Source organism: Nonomuraea turcica (assembly GCF_030718205.1).
Taxonomy (GTDB): Bacteria; Actinomycetota; Actinomycetes; order Streptosporangiales; family Streptosporangiaceae; genus Nonomuraea.
In genome coordinates, this window is the sequence record NZ_JAUZQF010000027.1 from 48492 (window position 1) to 65679 (window position 17188).

At 71.3% G+C, this 17188-nt stretch carries 11 protein-coding genes; 6 read left to right on the forward strand and 5 right to left on the reverse strand.

The window, feature by feature from the left end; genetic code table 11:
• Positions 1–13: 13 nt before the first annotated feature.
• The 4 genes from Q9G87_RS48015 to Q9G87_RS48030 are packed head-to-tail and all read left to right on the forward strand — an operon-like array spanning position 14 to position 7299.
• On the forward strand, positions 14–3046 hold the full coding sequence (locus Q9G87_RS48015) for an ABC transporter permease (RefSeq protein WP_305923360.1): 3033 nt from the start codon (positions 14–16) through the stop codon (positions 3044–3046).
• A complete protein-coding gene (locus Q9G87_RS48020; protein ID WP_305923361.1) occupies positions 3043–5613 on the forward strand; it encodes an FtsX-like permease family protein in 2571 nt (856 codons plus the stop codon). Before Q9G87_RS48015 ends, Q9G87_RS48020 begins: the two co-directional genes overlap by 4 nt.
• Complete coding sequence (locus Q9G87_RS48025; RefSeq protein ID WP_305923362.1) at positions 5613–6614, forward strand: ABC transporter ATP-binding protein; 1002 nt, start codon at positions 5613–5615, stop codon at positions 6612–6614. The genes Q9G87_RS48020 and Q9G87_RS48025 overlap by 1 nt, the downstream gene beginning before the upstream one ends.
• The gene (locus tag Q9G87_RS48030; protein WP_305923363.1) at positions 6607–7299 is read left to right on the forward strand and encodes an ABC transporter ATP-binding protein; all 693 of its coding nucleotides are present in this window, start codon (positions 6607–6609) and stop codon (positions 7297–7299) included. The genes Q9G87_RS48025 and Q9G87_RS48030 overlap by 8 nt, the downstream gene beginning before the upstream one ends.
• A gap of 97 nt (positions 7300–7396) precedes the next feature.
• On the opposite strand, the gene Q9G87_RS48035 is transcribed toward Q9G87_RS48030, so the two are convergent.
• Positions 7397–8386 (reverse strand): quinone oxidoreductase family protein, encoded by a 990-nt coding sequence (locus Q9G87_RS48035; RefSeq protein WP_305923364.1) that lies wholly within the window; start codon positions 8384–8386, stop codon positions 7397–7399.
• Between the two features lie 84 nt (positions 8387–8470).
• Between Q9G87_RS48035 and Q9G87_RS48040 the strand changes: the two genes are divergently transcribed.
• Entirely contained in the window at positions 8471–9061 is a 591-nt protein-coding gene (locus Q9G87_RS48040) for a CGNR zinc finger domain-containing protein (RefSeq protein WP_305923365.1), read from the forward strand.
• A 111-nt stretch (positions 9062–9172) separates the two neighbouring features.
• Here Q9G87_RS48040 and holA read toward each other — a convergent pair whose 3' ends face one another.
• Complete coding sequence (gene holA, locus Q9G87_RS48045) at positions 9173–10156, reverse strand: DNA polymerase III subunit delta (protein ID WP_305923446.1); 984 nt, start codon at positions 10154–10156, stop codon at positions 9173–9175.
• A 253-nt stretch (positions 10157–10409) separates the two neighbouring features.
• Between holA and Q9G87_RS48050 the strand changes: the two genes are divergently transcribed.
• Positions 10410–11927: an AAA family ATPase gene (locus Q9G87_RS48050; protein ID WP_305923366.1), complete on the forward strand. Its 1518-nt coding sequence runs from the start codon at positions 10410–10412 to the stop codon at positions 11925–11927.
• A gap of 229 nt (positions 11928–12156) precedes the next feature.
• Here the strand turns inward: Q9G87_RS48050 and Q9G87_RS48055 are convergent, their stop codons facing one another.
• The 3 genes from Q9G87_RS48055 to Q9G87_RS48065 form a co-directional block, all read right to left on the reverse strand.
• The gene (locus tag Q9G87_RS48055; RefSeq protein ID WP_305923367.1) at positions 12157–14721 is read right to left on the reverse strand and encodes a ComEC/Rec2 family competence protein; all 2565 of its coding nucleotides are present in this window, start codon (positions 14719–14721) and stop codon (positions 12157–12159) included.
• A 1-nt stretch (position 14722) separates the two neighbouring features.
• A complete protein-coding gene (locus Q9G87_RS48060) occupies positions 14723–15136 on the reverse strand; it encodes a ComEA family DNA-binding protein (RefSeq protein WP_305923368.1) in 414 nt (137 codons plus the stop codon).
• Positions 15137–16254: 1118 nt separating this feature from the next.
• Positions 16255–17103: a DegV family protein gene (locus tag Q9G87_RS48065; RefSeq protein WP_305923369.1), complete on the reverse strand. Its 849-nt coding sequence runs from the start codon at positions 17101–17103 to the stop codon at positions 16255–16257.
• Positions 17104–17188: the final 85 nt, after the last annotated feature.

Consider the following 17188-nt stretch of genomic DNA (forward strand, 5'->3'; position numbering starts at 1 on the left):
TTCAATGGGACGCATGCGGGGGCCATTGATCGTCAAGAGGGCCTTCAGCGAGCCGTTGCTCCTCTTGGCCGCGTTCGGGTCGATCCTGCTGGCGACCACCACGTTGGTCGCCTTGACCATGTACGCCTCGTCCATCGCCGACGCCGGCGTGCGCAGGACGATGGAGACGGCCTCCTACCGCCAGACGGCAGCCACCGTCGGCGCCCAGATCACCGCCGAGACCTTCCCCACGTACGACCGGGCGGTGCGTGAGGAGCTCGCCCGCGCCTACGCCGCGGTCCCGGCCATCACCACCAGCTTCCGCTCCGATTCATATGTCATGCCGGGCCAGGACGGCAGGGAACAGCCCGAGCTGCTCAGGTTCGGCAGCTACGACGGGCTCGACCGGCACGCCGAGCTGATCTCCGGCAGCTGGCCGCGCGCCGGCGGATCGACGATCGAGGCGGCGATCTCGCTGCCGGCGTCCTCGGCCACCGGCTTCGAGGTCGGCAGGGAGATCGTCACGAAGGGCCGGCTCGACCCGCGCCCGGTCACGGTCCGCATCGTCGGCGTCTTCCAGCTTCGCGACCCATCGGAGGAGCGCTGGGCCGGCGAGCAGTTGCTGAGCAGGGGCGTCGAGCGCGGCGACTTCACCACCTACGGGCCGCTGATGGTGGCGCGCGAGACGTTCGTGGCGCGCTTCGCCACCAACGTCAGGGCCATCTGGACGGCGGAGCCCGACCTGAGCGCGCTGACGCCCGAGCGGCTGCGCCCGACGGCGGACGCCGTGGCCCAGGTAGGCGAGCGGCTGACCGCGGCCGGCTGCGTGAGCTGCGTGGTGGCCAGCCGCCTGCCGGAAGTCCTTACCCAGCTCGACACCGCGTCGCTGGTGGCCCGCTCGACCATGCTGATCCCGGTGCTGCAGCTGCTGTTGCTGGCCGGGTACGCGCTGATGCTCACCGCGCGGCTGCTGGCCGACCACCGCCGCATGGAGGTGGCGCTGCTGCGCTCGCGCGGCGCGGGCACGATCCGCCTGGCCGCGCTGGCCGGGGGCGAGGCGCTGCTGGTGGCGCTGCCGTGCGCGCTCGTCGCGCCGTTCCTCGGCCCGCCGCTGCTCTCGCTGGTCCATCAGCTGCCGTGGATCAGGGCCTCGGGGGTGCGTCTGGCGCCGTCGGCGGACCTCGGCACGTTCCTCGTGTCGTTCGGCGTGGCCCTGGCGTCGGCCGTGCTGCTGATGCTGCCGGCCCTGGCGGGCGCGCGGCGCACGTACGTGGAGGAGATGTCGGCGCGCGGCCGCGGCGGTGTGCGCGGGCTGATCGAGCGGGCGGGCGCGGACCTGGGGCTGCTCGGGGTGGCCGCGCTGGCGATCTGGCAGCTGCAGCGCTACGGCGCGCCGGTCACCGCGACGGCGGCGGGCGGGCTCGGCATCGACCCGCTCATCATCTCCGGGCCCGCGCTGGCGCTGCTCGCGGGCGGCATGCTGGGGCTGCGACTGGTGCCGCGCGTGTCGAAGCTGGCCGAGCGGATGACCTCCCGGCGGCCCACGCTCGCCCCCGCCCTCGGGGCGTGGCAGGTGAGCAGACGGCCGCTCAGGTACGGCGGTCCCGCGCTGCTGCTCACCATGGCGGTCGCGATCGGCATCCTGTCCATGACCACCGCCGCCACCTGGCGGGCCTCCCAGCTCGACCAGGCCCGCCACCAGGCCGGGGCCGACCTGCGGCTGTCGGGGCCGCCGGACGGGCCTGAGCTGGGGTCGCTCGGGCGGGGCACGGCGTTCAGCGCGTTGCCCGGCGTCACCGCGGCCGCACCCGCCTTTCGCGGGCAGAGCGAGGTGAGCAACGAGAGCGCGCTGCTGCTCGGACTCGACGCGGCCCAGCTCGGTGAGCTGTTCCAGCTGCGCCCCGACCTGTCGGCGCAGACGGTCGCGGAGATGTCCCGGGCCCTCGTCGGCGAACAGGCGGGCAGGCTGGATCTTCCCGGGCAGCCTCGCACGCTCGCCGTGCGGGTCGCGACGGACGCGGAAGTGCCGGCACGGCTGGTGCTGTCCGACGCGCTGGGCGTGTGGCGGGACCTCCCGCTCGGCGTGCTTCGGAAGGGCGAGAACCGGATCGACGTCGATCTGCGGCCGCTGGCCGGGCGGTCAGGGAAGATCACCTACCCGTTGTCGCTGCGCGGCCTCGTCGCGAGCGCGCCGACGGAGCTGAGGCTGCGCGGGCTGAGCGCGGACGGCCGGGACGTGGCGGTGCCCCAGCCCTCCGGTGTCCTGCCCGGCGTGGCCGCCTTCGGGCCGCTGCGAGACCTCGGCCCGCTGCCGGTGGTCCTCACCGCCGACCTGGCCGCCACGCTCAAGATGAGTGCCGGGCAGGCCGGGCGCGTCAACATCGCCGGCCGGGTCCTGCAGATCAAGGTGGTGGGTGTCGTGGAGAGCATGCCGACCGCCGCGGCCGGCCAGAGGGCCGTGCTCGCCGACTGGGGCACGCTGCAGGCGCACGAGCTGGCCGCGGCGCAGCCACCCAGGCCCGCCACCGAGTGGTGGCTCGCCACCGACGACACCGCACCGGCGCGGGCGACGCTTCGCAAGAGCCCCGAATGGGACGTGACCGCGGTCGACCAGCACGAGCTGGCCGCCACGCTGCGGGACGACCCGCTGGCCAGCGGGCTGCAAGGGGCACTGATGCTGGGGTTCGCCGCGGCGCTGGGCTTCGCGACGCTCGGATTCCTGGTGAACGCGGCGGTCGCGGCGCGGGAGCGGAGGGCGGAGTTCGCCGTCCTGCGGGCGCTCGGGACCAGCTCCCGGCAGGTGCTCGGGCTGCTGACGATCGAGCAGGCATTCGTCATCGGGTTGTCGCTGACGGCCGGCGCCGGACTCGCCGTGGCCGTCGGGACGCTGGTGGTCCCGCACATCGTGCTGACCGGGCAGGCGTCGGCGGTGACGCCCGGCGTGCTGCTCGACATCCCCTGGACGGCCACGGCCGCGATGCTGGTGCTGATGGCCGGGGTGCTGTTCGCGATCGTCGCCGGGCTGGCGCGACGCCTGTGGCGCGGGCACGTCTTGGAGGAGCGATGAGAATTGCCCTCCTTGCCCGGGCGAACGCGGGCACCCTGGCCGTGCTCGTCGCGCTGACGGCGGTCGCCTGCCTGCTCGTCGCCGGCCTGCCCCGCGCGACGCAGGCGTCGTTCGACCAGGCGCTGCGCCGGTCGCTGAGCACCGCTCCCGCCGTGCAGACCGACCTGACGGTGGCCTCGGAGCCGCGTACTCCCGATCAGGATCTGCACGAACGCGGCCAGTTCGCATCCCTCTACCATCAATGGCGCCAGATCGTCCCGGCGCCGCTTCGGCCGCTGGTCACGCCCGCCGGTCACATGAGCGCCAAGACCTCCCGCACGCCGGTCGCCGGGACCGGCGGGAGGACGTACATCAACCTCGGCTGGTTGTCCGACGCCGACCAGCGGGTGGATTGGGTCCAGGGCCGGGCGCCCGGCCCGGTGTCGACGACGCGCCACGAGGGCGAGACGATCCCGCTGATCGAGGTGGGCGTCGTGGACGAGGCCGTGCGCGAGATGGGCCTCGCGGTCGGCCACAGCAAGGTGCTGGGCGAGAGCGACTACGTCGCCGTGAAGATCGTCGGCCTGTTCAAGGCCAAGAACCCGAACGATCGCTCCTGGAGCCACGACGCCGACCTCCTGCACGTCGCCAGGCACCTGCCCCCGGGCGGGCTTGACTTCGAGTTCCACGTCACGACGCTGATGTCCGACGCGGGACTCGCCGCGCTGAGCGGCGAGTCCCGCAACCTGACCTACCGTTGGGTCCTTCCCCTGGACGGGCGGACCGCGAGCGCGCTGGACGTGCCGGACATCGGCGCCGCGGTCGCCGAGCTCGAGCGGCTGCTGTCGGTCCAGGTGGTGAGCCCCACCGCGCACCGCCTGGACACCGGGCTGCCCAACCTGCTCAGCGATTTCAGCGCGGCGCTCGCCAGTGCGCAGAACGTGATCTACCTGGCGCTCGGCGGGCTGCTCGCGGTCGCGCTCGGCGTGATCGTGCTGGCGGTCCGGTCGCTGACCGACCGGATGGAGCACACACTGGCGCTGGCGCGGGCACGGGGCGGGTCGCTCCGGCAGGTGGCGGGCGCCGGGGCGGCACTGACCGGCCTCGCCGTGGCGCCCGCGGCCGCGGCCGGGTACGCCCTGTCCTTCCTCGTGCCCGGGCCGGTGCTGCCCGTCGTGCACGCAGGCCCGGCGGTCGTGGTGGTCACGGCCGTGGGGTTCGCCGCGGTTCGGGTGTCGTTCGCGCATCGCACGCCGCTGCACGAGCGGCGCGACGACGTGGCCTCGGCCCGGCCGTCCGCCCGGCGCGTCACGCTGGAGGTGCTGGTCGTGGGGCTGGCGCTGGCGGGGGCCTATCTGCTGCGGGCGCGCGGGCTATCCCAGGACCCCTTCCTGTTGTTCGTGCCGGTCGCGTTGACGCTCGCGGCCGCGCTGATCACATTGCGCTGCTACCCGTACCCGCTGCGGCTGCTCGTACGGCTGGCCGCACGCGGCCGTGCCGCCGTGGCGTTCCTGGGGCTGACCAGGGCCGCCCGGGCGCGCTCTGCCAGCGGGCTGCCGGTGCTGATCCTGCTGCCGGCGCTGGCGGTGTCGGTGTTCGCGACGGTGATCTCCGAGGGGATCGCGAGCACGCAGGTGCGTGCGTCCTGGCAGCTGGTGGGGGCGCCGATCAAAGTGACGTCGATCGGGGAGATCCCCGCTTCCGTCATCGAGAAGGTGCGCGCGACGGACGGCGTGGAGCAGGTGGTGCTCGCGCAGACCGGGCGGGTGCAGCTCGCGAACGCCCCCGAGTGGGCCGCCGCCATCGCGGTGGACGTGGCACAGTGGCGACGGCTCCTCGCGGGCGCGCCCATCAGCCTGCCGGCACTGTCCGGCAGCACATCCGCGCTGGTCTCGCCCGAGCTGCGGGGGCGAGGTGCGTTCGAGGTCGGGTGGCTGGGGCGGCCGCGGGTGACCCCCCAGGGTGTGATCGATTCGGTCCCCGGGTTCTGGTCCAGCGGGAAGTTCATCGTCATGTCCACGAGCGCGCTGCCCAGGCTCGAGGTGAACACGTTGCTGATCAAGGGCGAGGTCCCGCCGGCCGAGCTGGCGCGGATGGTGCCGGCGTCCACCGTGGACTCGCAGGAGCGGGCGCTGGCCGCGATCCGGGACGATCCGCTCACCGGCGCGGTCCGCTCCACGCTGACCGTGGTGACGGTGGCGCTGGGGCTGTACGCGCTGGTGGCCGTCGTCCTGTCGCTGGTCGTGGGGGCCGCCGACCGGGCCAGGTCGGTGTCGTTCCTGCGTACGCTCGGGCTGTCGGACCGGCAGGCGCGGCGGCTGACCGTGCTGGAGGTGCTTCCCATGGTTCTCCTCACCGCACTGGTGGGGCTCGGGCTGGGGCTCGGGTTGCCGGCCGCGCTCGGGCCCGGTGTGGACCTGTCCGCGTACGCCGGGGACCTGCCCGTCGGCGACTACTCCCCCAACCTGCTCACGCCTGGCGCGCTGGCGGCGGGGCTGATCGTCGCCGCCGCGCTCGGCGCGTACGCGTATACCGCCATCGGCCGCCGTCGCAGCCTCGGCACCGCACTCCGAGTAGGAGATTCGTGATGAACCCGACCCTGCCCGACGTGCCCGAGTCCGGCTCTATGTCCGACGTGCCTGAGTCCGGCGCTGTGTCCGACGTGCCCGAGTCCGGCACCCTGTCCGAGCTGGAAGCCAGGGCCACGCGCAAGAAGGCCGCGTTCGGCGGTGACGCGCACATCGTGTGCGACAACCTCGTCCGCATCTACAAGACCGAGGGCGTCGAGGTCGTCGCGCTGCAGGGCCTGGACCTCGTGATCGACAAGGGCGAGCTGGTCGCCATCGTCGGGGCGTCGGGTTCGGGAAAGTCGACGCTGCTCAACGTGCTGTCCGGGCTGGACGTCCCGACGGCCGGGGTGGCCAGGGTGGCGGGCATGGACCTGCTGTCGATGAGCCCGCGCGACCGGTTGCGCTACCGGCGGTCCGTGGTCGGCTTCCTCTGGCAGGAGACGGCGCGGAACCTTCTGCCGTATCTGAACGCGCGCGAGAACGTCGAGCTGCCGATGAAGCTCGCCGGCTCCGCACGGAAGGGCCGGGCCATGGAGCTCCTGGAACTGCTCGGCGTGGCGTACTGCGCCAACCACAAGGTCCCCGAAATGTCGGGCGGCGAGCAGCAGCGCGTGGCCATCGCCGTCGCCCTGGCCAACTCCCCGCAGCTCATCCTGGCCGACGAGCCGACGGGTGAGCTGGACAGCGAGACGGCGGCGCAGGTGTTCGCCGCCCTGCGCACCGCCAACCGGGAGCTGGGGGTCACGGTGGTCATCGTGACGCACGACCCGCTCGTGTCGGAGCAGGTGGACCGGACGGTCGGCATTCGCGACGGGCGTACCAGCAGCGAGACGCTGCGCCGCGAGGGCGCCGAGGGCCAGATCATCGCCGAGGAGTACGCCGTGCTCGACCGGGTCGGGCGGCTGCAGCTCCCGCGCGACTTCATGAACGCACTCAACATGGAGCGCCGCGTACGCCTGGAGCTCGAATCCGACCACATCGGCGTCTGGCCGTCCCGAGAGGAGCCCTCCAGTGACTGATTCGCCCCTGGTCGTGGTGGAAGGGCTGCGCAAGGTCTACCGGACCGGCCCCAAGGAGGTCGTGGCGCTGCGCGACGTGTCGTTCTCCGTCTTTCCCGGGGAGCTGATCGCGATCAAGGGCCGCTCCGGGTCCGGCAAGACCACCCTCCTCAACCAGATCGGCGGCCTCGACCGGCCGGACGCGGGCCGGGTCACCGTGTCGGGACACGACGTCACGGCGATGTCGGAAGAGGCGCTGCTGGAACTGCGCAGGGACGTGGTGGGCTTCGTGTTCCAGTCGTTCGGCCTGATCCCCGTCCTGTCCGCCGCCGAGAACGTGGGGGTGCCGATGCGGCTCGTACGGATGCCGGCCGAGGAACGCGAGGCCCGCATCCGCATGCTGCTGGCCCTGGTGGGGCTGGAGCAGCACGCCAACCAGCGGCCGTACGAGCTGTCGGGCGGGCAGCGGCAGCGAGTGGCGATCGCCAGGTCGCTGGCGAACCGGCCGCGCCTGCTCGTGGCCGACGAGCCGACGGGGCAGCTGGACTCGCAGACCGGACGTCAGATCATGGAGCTGCTGCGCGCCCTCGTACGGAGCGAAGGCGTCACCGCCCTGGTCGCCACGCACGACCCCAGCTTGATCACGCTGGCCGACCGGGTGCTGGAGATCAGCGACGGCGTGGTCCGCGAGGCGGCTCTGACCTGACTCCTTAGCGGGCGAGGGCGACCCCGGCCGCCTCCATGGGGCACGCCCACGTGCCGTCCGGGAAGAGCACACGGCGCGCGCCCGCCGAGCGGAGGGCTCACCCGGTCTCGGCAGTCGTGAGGACGTTCTTGCCACGGCTGTCACGCCGTTCGAGCCGCTCGTGGGCCTGGCTGGCCCGATCCATCGGGAAGACCGCCTCCACCGGAACCCGGTACGACCCCGACGCCACCCGGCCGGCGATCTCCCGCAGGTCGTCGCGGGGGTCGTAGCCGTGCTGCAGCAGATTGGTGAGCTGAAAGCCGAGAATGGCGGCGTTCTTGGGATAGAAGTCACGGGTGTCGATGATGCTCGGTTCCAACGCGACGTTGGCCAGAGCGACCACGCGCCCGGCGTAGGCGGCCTGGCGCAGGCTGTGCGCGAACGTAGGCCCGCCCACCGCGTCCAGGACGACGTCCGCGCCGCGCCCGCTGGTCAGCCGCATGACCTCGGCCACCGCCGCTTCCGCGGGGTGGTCGGAGGTGTCGACGGTCTCATGCGCGCCGAAGCCCGCCGCCCACGCGGCCTTGCCGGCCGAGCCCGCTACCGCTATCACCCGCGCGCCCAGTTGCGCGGCGATCTGCACGGCCGCGCTGCCGACCCCGCTGGCTGCGGCTTGAACGACCACCGTCTCGCCGGCCTCCACCCTGGCCAGGCGCCGCATGCAGTACCAAGCGGTCAGCCAGGCCGTGGGCAGCGCCGCGGCCTCGATCATGCTGATGTCCTTCGGCAGGACGGCCACCCGATCTGCGGGCACGGCGGCGAACTCCGCATACAGGCCGCTGCCCAGCGCCATGACCTGCTGCCCCACCTCGATGCCGTGCACGCCGTCGCCCACTGCGGCCACCGTGCCCGCCGCCTCCAGTCCGGGTATCAGCGGCGGGCGTCCGGCCCGATGGTAGGAACCCGAACGGATGAGGGCGTCCGCCCGGTTCACCCCCGCTGCCGCGATTCGTACCAGCACCTCGCCCGGCCCGGCGTCGGGGACCGGGACCTCCACAAGACGCAAGACCTCGGGTCCGCCGAATTCGTCGATCCGCACCGCGCGCATGCCGCACTCACTCTCTCGACACTAATTGAACAGGTGTCATCATGTATACCTATTCAACAGGTGTCAACCCTGTAGGATCGGAGCATGACCCGCCCGCCTGCCGCCTCCCTGATGGCGTTCCCTTTCATCGGCGGCCGCCTCTGTCTTGACTTCGTCGCCACGCTCGGCAAGCGGCACGCCGTTCCCGTCGAAAGGCTGCCGAACCCCGCCGCACTCGGCCGCTGGATTCACGAGGCCGGACTCAGCCCGGATGTCCCCCCGGCCACCATCGAGCACCTGACGGACGCCCTGGGCCTGCGTGAGGCGATCTACCAGCTGTTGCGCGCCGCGATCGCCGGGCGTCCTGTCGACCCTGCCGACGTCGCGCTCACCAACGCGGTGGCCGCAAATCCCGACCTCGCCCCACAGCTCTCCGTCAGCGGCGACTTGCCGTCCATCAGCCGGCGCAGCGCCGACGTGACGCCCGCCGCCTTGGCGACCGTGGCCCGCGACGCAGTGCTGTTGCTCGGCGGCCCGCAGCTGGAGCGGGTCAAGGAATGCGAGAATCCAGACTGCTCGCTGCTGTTCCTTGATGACTCACAGGCACGACGACGCCGCTGGTGCTCAATGGACCGGTGCGGGAACCTGGCCAAGATCGCCGGCTACCGCTCACGCACCCGTGCGCGTGCCGAGTGAGGCCGCCCCCCATCTCCGGTAGTAGGACGGTTTCGCTGCTCGGGCCCCACCGAGCCAGATCCGCTAGCCCACCCACCACGAGCCAAGCCTCAGCTCCGGCACAGCGGCGCACTACCTCCCAGTGCGGCTGGCCACGATCACCTGCACCGTATGCTCCAGCGCGTACGCCGGATCCGCTCCCCCGCCCTTGACCTGCTCGTCCGCGTCGGCCACCGCCTGGATGGCCCTCGACAAGCCTTCGGGCCCCCATCCGTTGAGCTGCCGCTTCACCCGATCCACCTTCCACGGTGGCATCCCGACATGGCTCGCCAACTGTCCGCCCCGGAGATTGCGCGGCGCACTCCCCACCTTGGCGAGCGACCTCAGTCCTCCGGCCAAGGCGCTCACTAGCAGCACCGGAGCGACGCCGGTGCCGAGCGCCCACCGCAGTTGCTCCAGAGCGTCGCCCAGCCGCCCCTCGACCGCCGAGTCGGCCACGTTGAACCCGGTGACCTCGGCCCGCCCCTTGTGATAGCGCGCCACGGCCGCCGCGCTGATCGTCTTGTCCTCGGTGTCGAACATCAGCTGGCCGCACGCCGCCGCCAGCTCCCGCAGATCGTTGCCAACGGCATCGAGCAACGCCTGAGCCGCGTCACTGGAGATGCCTCGCCCGGCCCGCTTGAACTCGCCTTTGACGAAATCCAGCCGCTCCCCCGTCTTGGTGACCTTGTTGATCATGATCACCGCAGCTTTGGCCTTCTTCACCCCGTCGACCAGCGCCTTGCCCTTCACCCCGCCCGGGTGCACCAGCACGAGCGCGGTGTCGTCGGACGGCTGCTTGGCATAGGTCACGACCTCGTTGATCACTTCCTTGGGCAGATCCTGAGCCGACCGGATCACCACCACGGAACGATCGCCGAAGAGCGATGGCGAGGTCAACTGGATCAACTCCCCTGCCGTCACCTTGCTCCCCACGAGGTCGTGCACCTCGACGCCCGAACCTGCGGCCCGCGCCGCCGCTACGACGCCGCTCACCGCCCGCTCGGCCAGCAACTCCTCATCGCCGAGGACCAAGGTCACAGGTGCTGGATCGCTTCCCGCCATGCCTGGCAGCATGCCATGCGCCACCGACAACCTGGTACTCGACGATGTCAATCACGGCATCAGTGCGCGGCCTTGCCTGGACAGACAAAGGCGCTACTCCCGTTGCCGGTGCGCGGACGCGTCAGGCCCTTGGCCTGGTGTGCGCTGGATGCGATGGCTCTCTCCTTTGGTCGGCCACACGCGGCTATATGACCGCGCGCCCACGTGAGCTAGGCTTAGCTATACGGAATTGGTTAAGGTCAACCTGAACAACTATGGGGGGGTTGTGACTATACCGCTGGCCAAGCCAGAGCGGCTGCTGGACCGTGATCACGAGTGGGCGCTGTTGAACGGTTTCCTCGTCGATCCAGCCACGGAGTTGCGGCTGGCCATCCTCTCGGGACGGCGGCGGAACGGGAAGTCGTTCCTGCTGGAGGCGCTCACAGAAGCAGCGGGCGGGCTATATCTGGCCGCCGTACAAGAGGAAGGCCGGGTGCCCGCGCTGCACCGGTTCACCGAGGCGATCGCCGCGCACGCGGGAGTGCGACCTGGGGCGATGCGGCTGGACGACTGGCGGGATGTGCTCACCGCCGCGCTGGATGTGGTGAACCGGGCGCCGGGGGCGCCACTGATCGTCATCGACGAGCTGCCGTATCTGCTGCAGCACTCCCCGGAGATCCCCGGGTTCCTGCAATTGCTGTACGACCAGTCGCAGTCAGGCAAGGCGCCCGGTGGCCGGATCGTGCTGTGCGGCTCGGCCATGAGCGTGATGTCTGAGCTGTTGTCCGGCACCAAGCCGCTACGCGGCCGAGCCGTGCTGGACCTGCGCCTGCCGGCCTTCGACTACCGCACCACGCGCACCCACTGGGGGATCGAGGATCCGGCGGTGGCACTGCAGGTGGATGCCGTGCTCGGCGGCGCCCCCGGCTACCGGCCGCTGGCCGCGGGACCGGCGCCGCAGAGCGAGGCGGAGTTCGGTCCTTGGGTGGAACGCACCCTGCTGGACCCGGGGCGGGCCCTGTACTCACGAGTGGAGGCGGAGTTTCTGCTGCGCGAGGACCCGCGGATCACCCACCGCACGCTGTATTACGACGTGCTGTCCGCGGTGGCCCGGGGTGCGTCGACACCGGCGAAGGTCGGTTCGGTGCTCGAGCGGTCCCGCTCCGCCATGGTCGCTCCGCTGGAAGTACTCGAGTCCACCGGCTACATCCGCAGAGAGCAGGACATGCTCAAGGCACGGCATCCCGTCATCAGCGTGGCAGACCCGGTGATCCGCTTCAACCAGCTGATCACGCTGCCCATGGTGGACCTGGTGGAACGGCGGCGCGGAGCCCAGGTATGGCAGTCATCCCGCCCGACGTACCATTCGAAGATCCTCGGCCCGCACTTCGAGGAGACCGCGCGCGAGTGGGCCCGCACCTTCGCCTTCGACGAGACGCGGCTGTCGCTCGGCGCGGTCGGCACAGCGGAGATCGCCGATCCTGCCGCCCGGACCAGGCATGAGGTCGACCTGCTCGCCATGGCGCTAGGTGAGCGCCCGCAAAGCCCTCGGGCGACCATCGCCCTGATCGGTGAGGCCAAGGCCACCATCCAGCCCCGCGGGCTGAAGGACCTCCAGCGCCTCGAACACATCCGCACCCTACTCGCCGACCAAGGACATCGGCCCGATGACGCGGTCCTTGCCCTGTTCTCCCTGTACGGCTTCCATCCCGATGTCATCGATGCCGCCCAACGCCGCCGCGATGTCCTCCTGGTCGACATTGGCGCGCTGTACGGGGACAGCCCCATCCACGGCCTGACATGACACGGCACGCGCGACGCGCCATGGGCCGACCGGGAAGCGGCCCGCCTTCGTCGTGCAACCAGGAGCAGGCCACTTCCCATGGCTCAGTGACGCCGACCGGTTCGTGGCGACGACCGCGGCATTCTTCGGATAAAGGTCGCCTGGCGAGGGCTCGGATCGAACACCGCCCCGCCTGCCAGAACCGGGCTGCTGCACCCGACGGACTCTTCCACCTGCCCGCTAGGACGGACTACGGCCCACGCGCTACCACCGCCAATCCCCCATTGCGCTCGACCACCGCAAGATCTCCAGCCTGATCCGTGCGGTAGATGATCGCGCCGAGGCGCCGCAGCAGCGCGAGCGTGGACGGGGCCGGATGACCGTAGTCGTTGTCGGCGCCCACGCTGATCAACGCCGCCCGCGCCCCAAGGGAAGCCAGGAAGGCGGGCGACTGCCGGTTGGATCCGTGGTGCGGAGTCTTGAGGATGTCGGCCCGTACGCGAACGCGGCGCAGAAGCTCTTCCTGGGCCTCCGTCTCCAGATCACCGCCGAGCAGTATGGATCCCGAACGCCACCGTACGTGGAGCACCACGCTGGAGTTGTTGATCGCACTGCCCTCCCCTTGCCCGTGCATCTCGCTCATGGCGGGGTCGGGAGCGAGCACGGTCAGCTCCGAAGGCCCCAACCGCCAGCGGCTCCCCGGCGCCGCCGTCCATTCGGGTATCCGTCGCTGCGCCAGGGTGACCGATGTGTGCGCGCCTGCTCGGGGCTCCGTGCGGTGCGGGCTGACGACCACGGCCCCCACACGCCGGTTCCTGAGCACTCCCGTGAGCCCGTCCTCGTGGTCGGCATGCGGATGCGTGACAACGAGCAGCGGTACGTCGTCAACGCCGACCCTGCGCAGGCATCGGTCCATGATGACCGGGTCAGGGCCGGTGTCGACGACGACGCCCCGGCCTGGCCCCGCCGCGATGATCAGCCCGTCCCCCTGCCCGACGTCGCACATCACCATCAGCCAGCCATCGGGCGGCCACGGCCCGGCGAGGGGACGTACCGCCAGGACGGCCACCAGCGCGCCGGCGGCGACCGTCAGCGCCGTCGCCCGCCAGGCCCGGCGGCGCAGGATGGGTATCGCGACGGCCGCCGTGAGCCCGAGCAGGCCGATCCCCAGGAGGCCGCTGGGCCACGGCAGCGTGGCGAGGGGCAGGCCGACGGCCCAGCCGGCAACCGCGATGATCCAGCCGACGGCGTATCCGGCCGGGACGACCAGGAAGCTCGCCGCCTCAGGCCATAGGGGCGCCACGAGTGCGGCGCCGAAGCCGAGCAGGGTCGCGGGAGCGACTGCCGGCGCCACGAGCAGGTTGGCGAGCACCGCCACGGGCGTCAGTTGTCCCGACATCAGCACGAGCACGGGCGTCACGGCCACCTGAGCGGCCGCCGGCACGGCCACCGCCTCCGCCAGCCAGCGCGGCAACCGGTACGGCAGTCTGGCGTTGCCGCCTTGAGCATCACCGCCCTGGGCATCACCGCCCTGGCAGCTACCGCCCCGGACATCGCCACCCCGGACATCGCCACCCCGGACATCGCCACCCCGGACATCGCCACCCCGGACATCGCCACCCCGGACATCGCCCACGTGGAAGTCACCGCCCTGGAAGTCGCCGGCTTGGGACACGTCACTTCGCGGCTCTGTGGATGACAGGCGGTCACGCCAGCGCGGGGTGAGGATGAGAATGCCTGCGGTGGCCGCGACCGAGAGCGCGAAACCGTACGAGCGAGCCAATTCGGGCGCGAACAACATCAGCAGCAGGACCGTTGCCGACAGCGCCGCGAGGCCGTCCCTCGCACGTCCTGTGCCAAGGGCGACGGCGGCCACCAGGCCCATGAGGAGGGCCCGCAGGACGCTTGGCGACGGGCGGGCCACGACGGCGAAGGCGAGCATCGCGATGGCGGCGAAACCCGCCCTCATGGGCAGGGAAAGGCCGATAAAGCGGGAAATGGCAAGGGTGGCGCCGGCGACGATGGCGAGGTTGGCCCCGCTCACCGCGTGAAGGTGGTTCATCCCGGCTTCCCTCAGATCGGATGCCACCTGCGGATCCATGCGCGAGACGTCGCCCACGACCAGGCCGGGAAGCAGTCCTCGCTGGTCCGGGGGAAGGACGTCGGCGGCGGCGCGCAGGCCGGATCTCAGACTGCCCGCGACCGTTTGGAGCTGCGACGGTGGCGTCAGGACCCGTGGTGGACCCCGGACCAGGAGAATGGCCGCCACCAAGTCGCCAGGGGTCGCTTTCGCCAGACGGCCGGTGACTTCGAGATGCTGGCTGGGGAGCAAGTCGCTCCATTCGCGCCCACTGGCGAAGACGGTGATGGGAACGCTGACGGCCTGTCTGCTTCCGGCTCTCTGAATGATCTCGAGGGTGGCCGCGACCACATAACTGTCCTGGTTGAAACGTCCGCCTCGGGACGCTCTGCGTTTGGGGTCGTCGGTGAGGGCGATCTGGGCGGTGATGGACGAGCCCTTCGCCGCCAGTGCGGCTACCGGCCCGGTGGTGAGAGCCTGGACCCGGAAGGCAACCGACGCCGAAACAGCCGCTGCGCAGATGAGCGTGGCCAAGGCGACGTTGCGCCAACTCCTGGTAGATGCGCGAGTGCGCCACGCCACGGCGCAGGCGGCCAGTGCTGTGGACATTGCCACGATCAGGCTGACGGAAGCGGCGCGATCGAGGAGGATCAGGGCACTGGCCCAGGCGGCGAGAGCGGGAAGCGTCAGCGGCCAGGCGTGCTTGCGCTCGTCGAAGTCCGTGCCGACGGCCATGTCAGACGCGAACCTTCGGCTTGATCTCGTCGTACTTGCGCGGGCCGATGCCGCTCACTTCGCGCAACTGCTCCACGCTGGTGAATCCGCCGTGGCTGTCACGGAACTCGGTGATGCGGGCGGCTAGGACCTCTCCCACACCTGGGAGTTGCTCGAGTTGCTCTGTCGTGGCGGAGTTCAGGTCGAGGACGGTCGCGGCCGGGTCCGAGACGGCAGAGCCGGGAGCGGCCGGGCCCGCGGGGGTGCCCACCACGATCTGCTCCCCGTCGATCAAGCGTCTGGCGAGGTTGAGCGAGCCGGTGGAGGCGCCACGGGCCACCCCACCGGCCACCGTCACCGCGTCTGCGACCCGGGCGCCCGCTGGGAGAAGGTAGACGCCGGGTTTGCGGATCTTGCCTGCGACGTGGACGGTCACCTTTACGGTCGGGGACGGCGTCGAGGACGAGATCGGGGTGGGAGGCGGGAGTGGCTCCGGTGTGGGCTGAGATCGCCAAACGAAGAAGCCGGCGACGGCCACCGCAAGGGCGCCGACGGCGAGCAGCACGCGAAGACCCGGCTTGCCGGGGTCCAAGGCAGGGCCCCGCGAGGCCAGCGCTGCCCGGAACGCCTGGAAGGAGGGCGGTATGGGGATCGGACCGCTGGTACGCCCAAGTGGTGCCAGGGTCGGGCCATCGATACCGCCCGGTGGGGCCGGGACTGGCCGGCCGTCGGGCCGAGGTGGTGGTGGGTGCGGGTCACCGCCATGCCATCCCGGCGCCGAGGCCGACCCGCTCTCCGCCCGAGGCGGCAGTGGGACCTGATCACCGTCACGCCGTCCCAGTGCCGAGGCCGGCCCGCTTTCGGGCTGAGGCGGCAGTGGGACCTGATCATCGCCATGCCATCCCAACGCCGAGGCCGACCCGCTCTCCGCCCGAGGCGGCAGTGGGACCTGATCATCGCCATGCCATCCCAACGCCGAGGCCGACCCGCTCTCCGCCCGAGGCGGCAGTGCGGCCTGATCACCGCCATGCCATCCCAGGGCCGAGGCCAGGCGGTCGTTGCGGTCGGACGGTATGAGAGCCGTGTCGCCGTTGCGGCCGGAAGGGTGGGACGTGGCGGGGTCCTCGTCGTGGCCCAGTGCGGAAGTCTCGCCCCAGCCGAACGGCGTGGTGTCGTTGTCTCCGACGGCTGGCAGGTGGTCGGTCGTCTCCCGACGTGCGGTCGGGGGATCCTCGATCCCGGACCTGCGAGCCTGAAACGTGGAGGGAGTGCCGTCGCCGCTCTCCCTTGTCTCGACGCGCAGGGCGTGACCGCCAGTGCGCCGAGGCAGGAGTCGGCGGGGACGGCGGGCAGGGGTCATGATCGACCGTAGCCGGGATGCGGCTATGGCGCGCTCCGCGGTCGGATCAGGCGTTCGCACGCAAGAGAACGTAGGACCCTAGCGGCCGCTGTGAGGGCCCGAGCGACGTTCTGGGGATAGGAGACGCATGAGTGATAGGGCTGTGGACACAGAGGCCGCAGAGGTGCGCTTGAGGCCGCCACGGCCCCAGGTGGCTACACGTGGCATGGGGTGACGGTCAACCCCAGCATGCCTGGGCCGACGTGGGCGCCGATCACCGGGCCGACCTCCACCACCCGCAGGTCCACCAGTCCGGGCACTCGTTTCGGCAGACGTTCCGCGAGTGCTTCCGCACGGGATCTCGCCGCCAGATGCTGGACCGCCACCTCCACCGGACCCTCACCGGCCGCCCGCACCGCCAGATCCTCCAGGCGGGCGATCGCGCGCGTCGGCGTGCGAACCTTCTCCAGCAGCGAGATCCGGCCGTTCACGATGTGGAGGAGCGGCTTGATCATGAGAGCGGAGCCGAGCACCGAGGCGGCGGTGCCGATGCGGCCGCTGCGGCGCAGGTAGTCGAGCGTGTCGACGTAGAAGAAGGTCTGGGTGGTCTCGGCGCAGCGGCGGGCCACCGAGGTCACCGACTCCAGTGAACCGCCTTCCGCGGCGGCGCGCGCCGCGGCCAGCACCGGGTAGCCGAGGCCCATCGCGATCGAACGGCTGTCGATCACTTCCACCGGTACGGGTGCGTCACGGGCGGCTAACCTGGCCGAGTCGACGGTTCCCGACATGTCGCTGGACAGGTGGATGGAGACCACCCCTGTCGCGCCGGCTCCGGCCAGGGACGCATAGCAGGCGGCGAAGCGGGCCGGTGAGGGACGGGAGGTGGCCGCGGAGGCGAGGTCCGCACGATCCGGCATCCCGCCGCCCACCGCACGATCCACCGACCCGCCGCCCCTCGCGCCGCCCGAGTCCGCTCCATCCGGCATCCCGCCGCCATAGGAGCCCTCGTCGTACGGCGTGCCCTTCACGATCACCTGCAACGGCACGACGGCGATACCCGGCACTGCAGGCAGGTAAGCAGATGAATCCGTGACAACGGCGACGGTGGGCGACATATGCCGAGATTAGCCAGTCGGCCCGTCGCCCTGA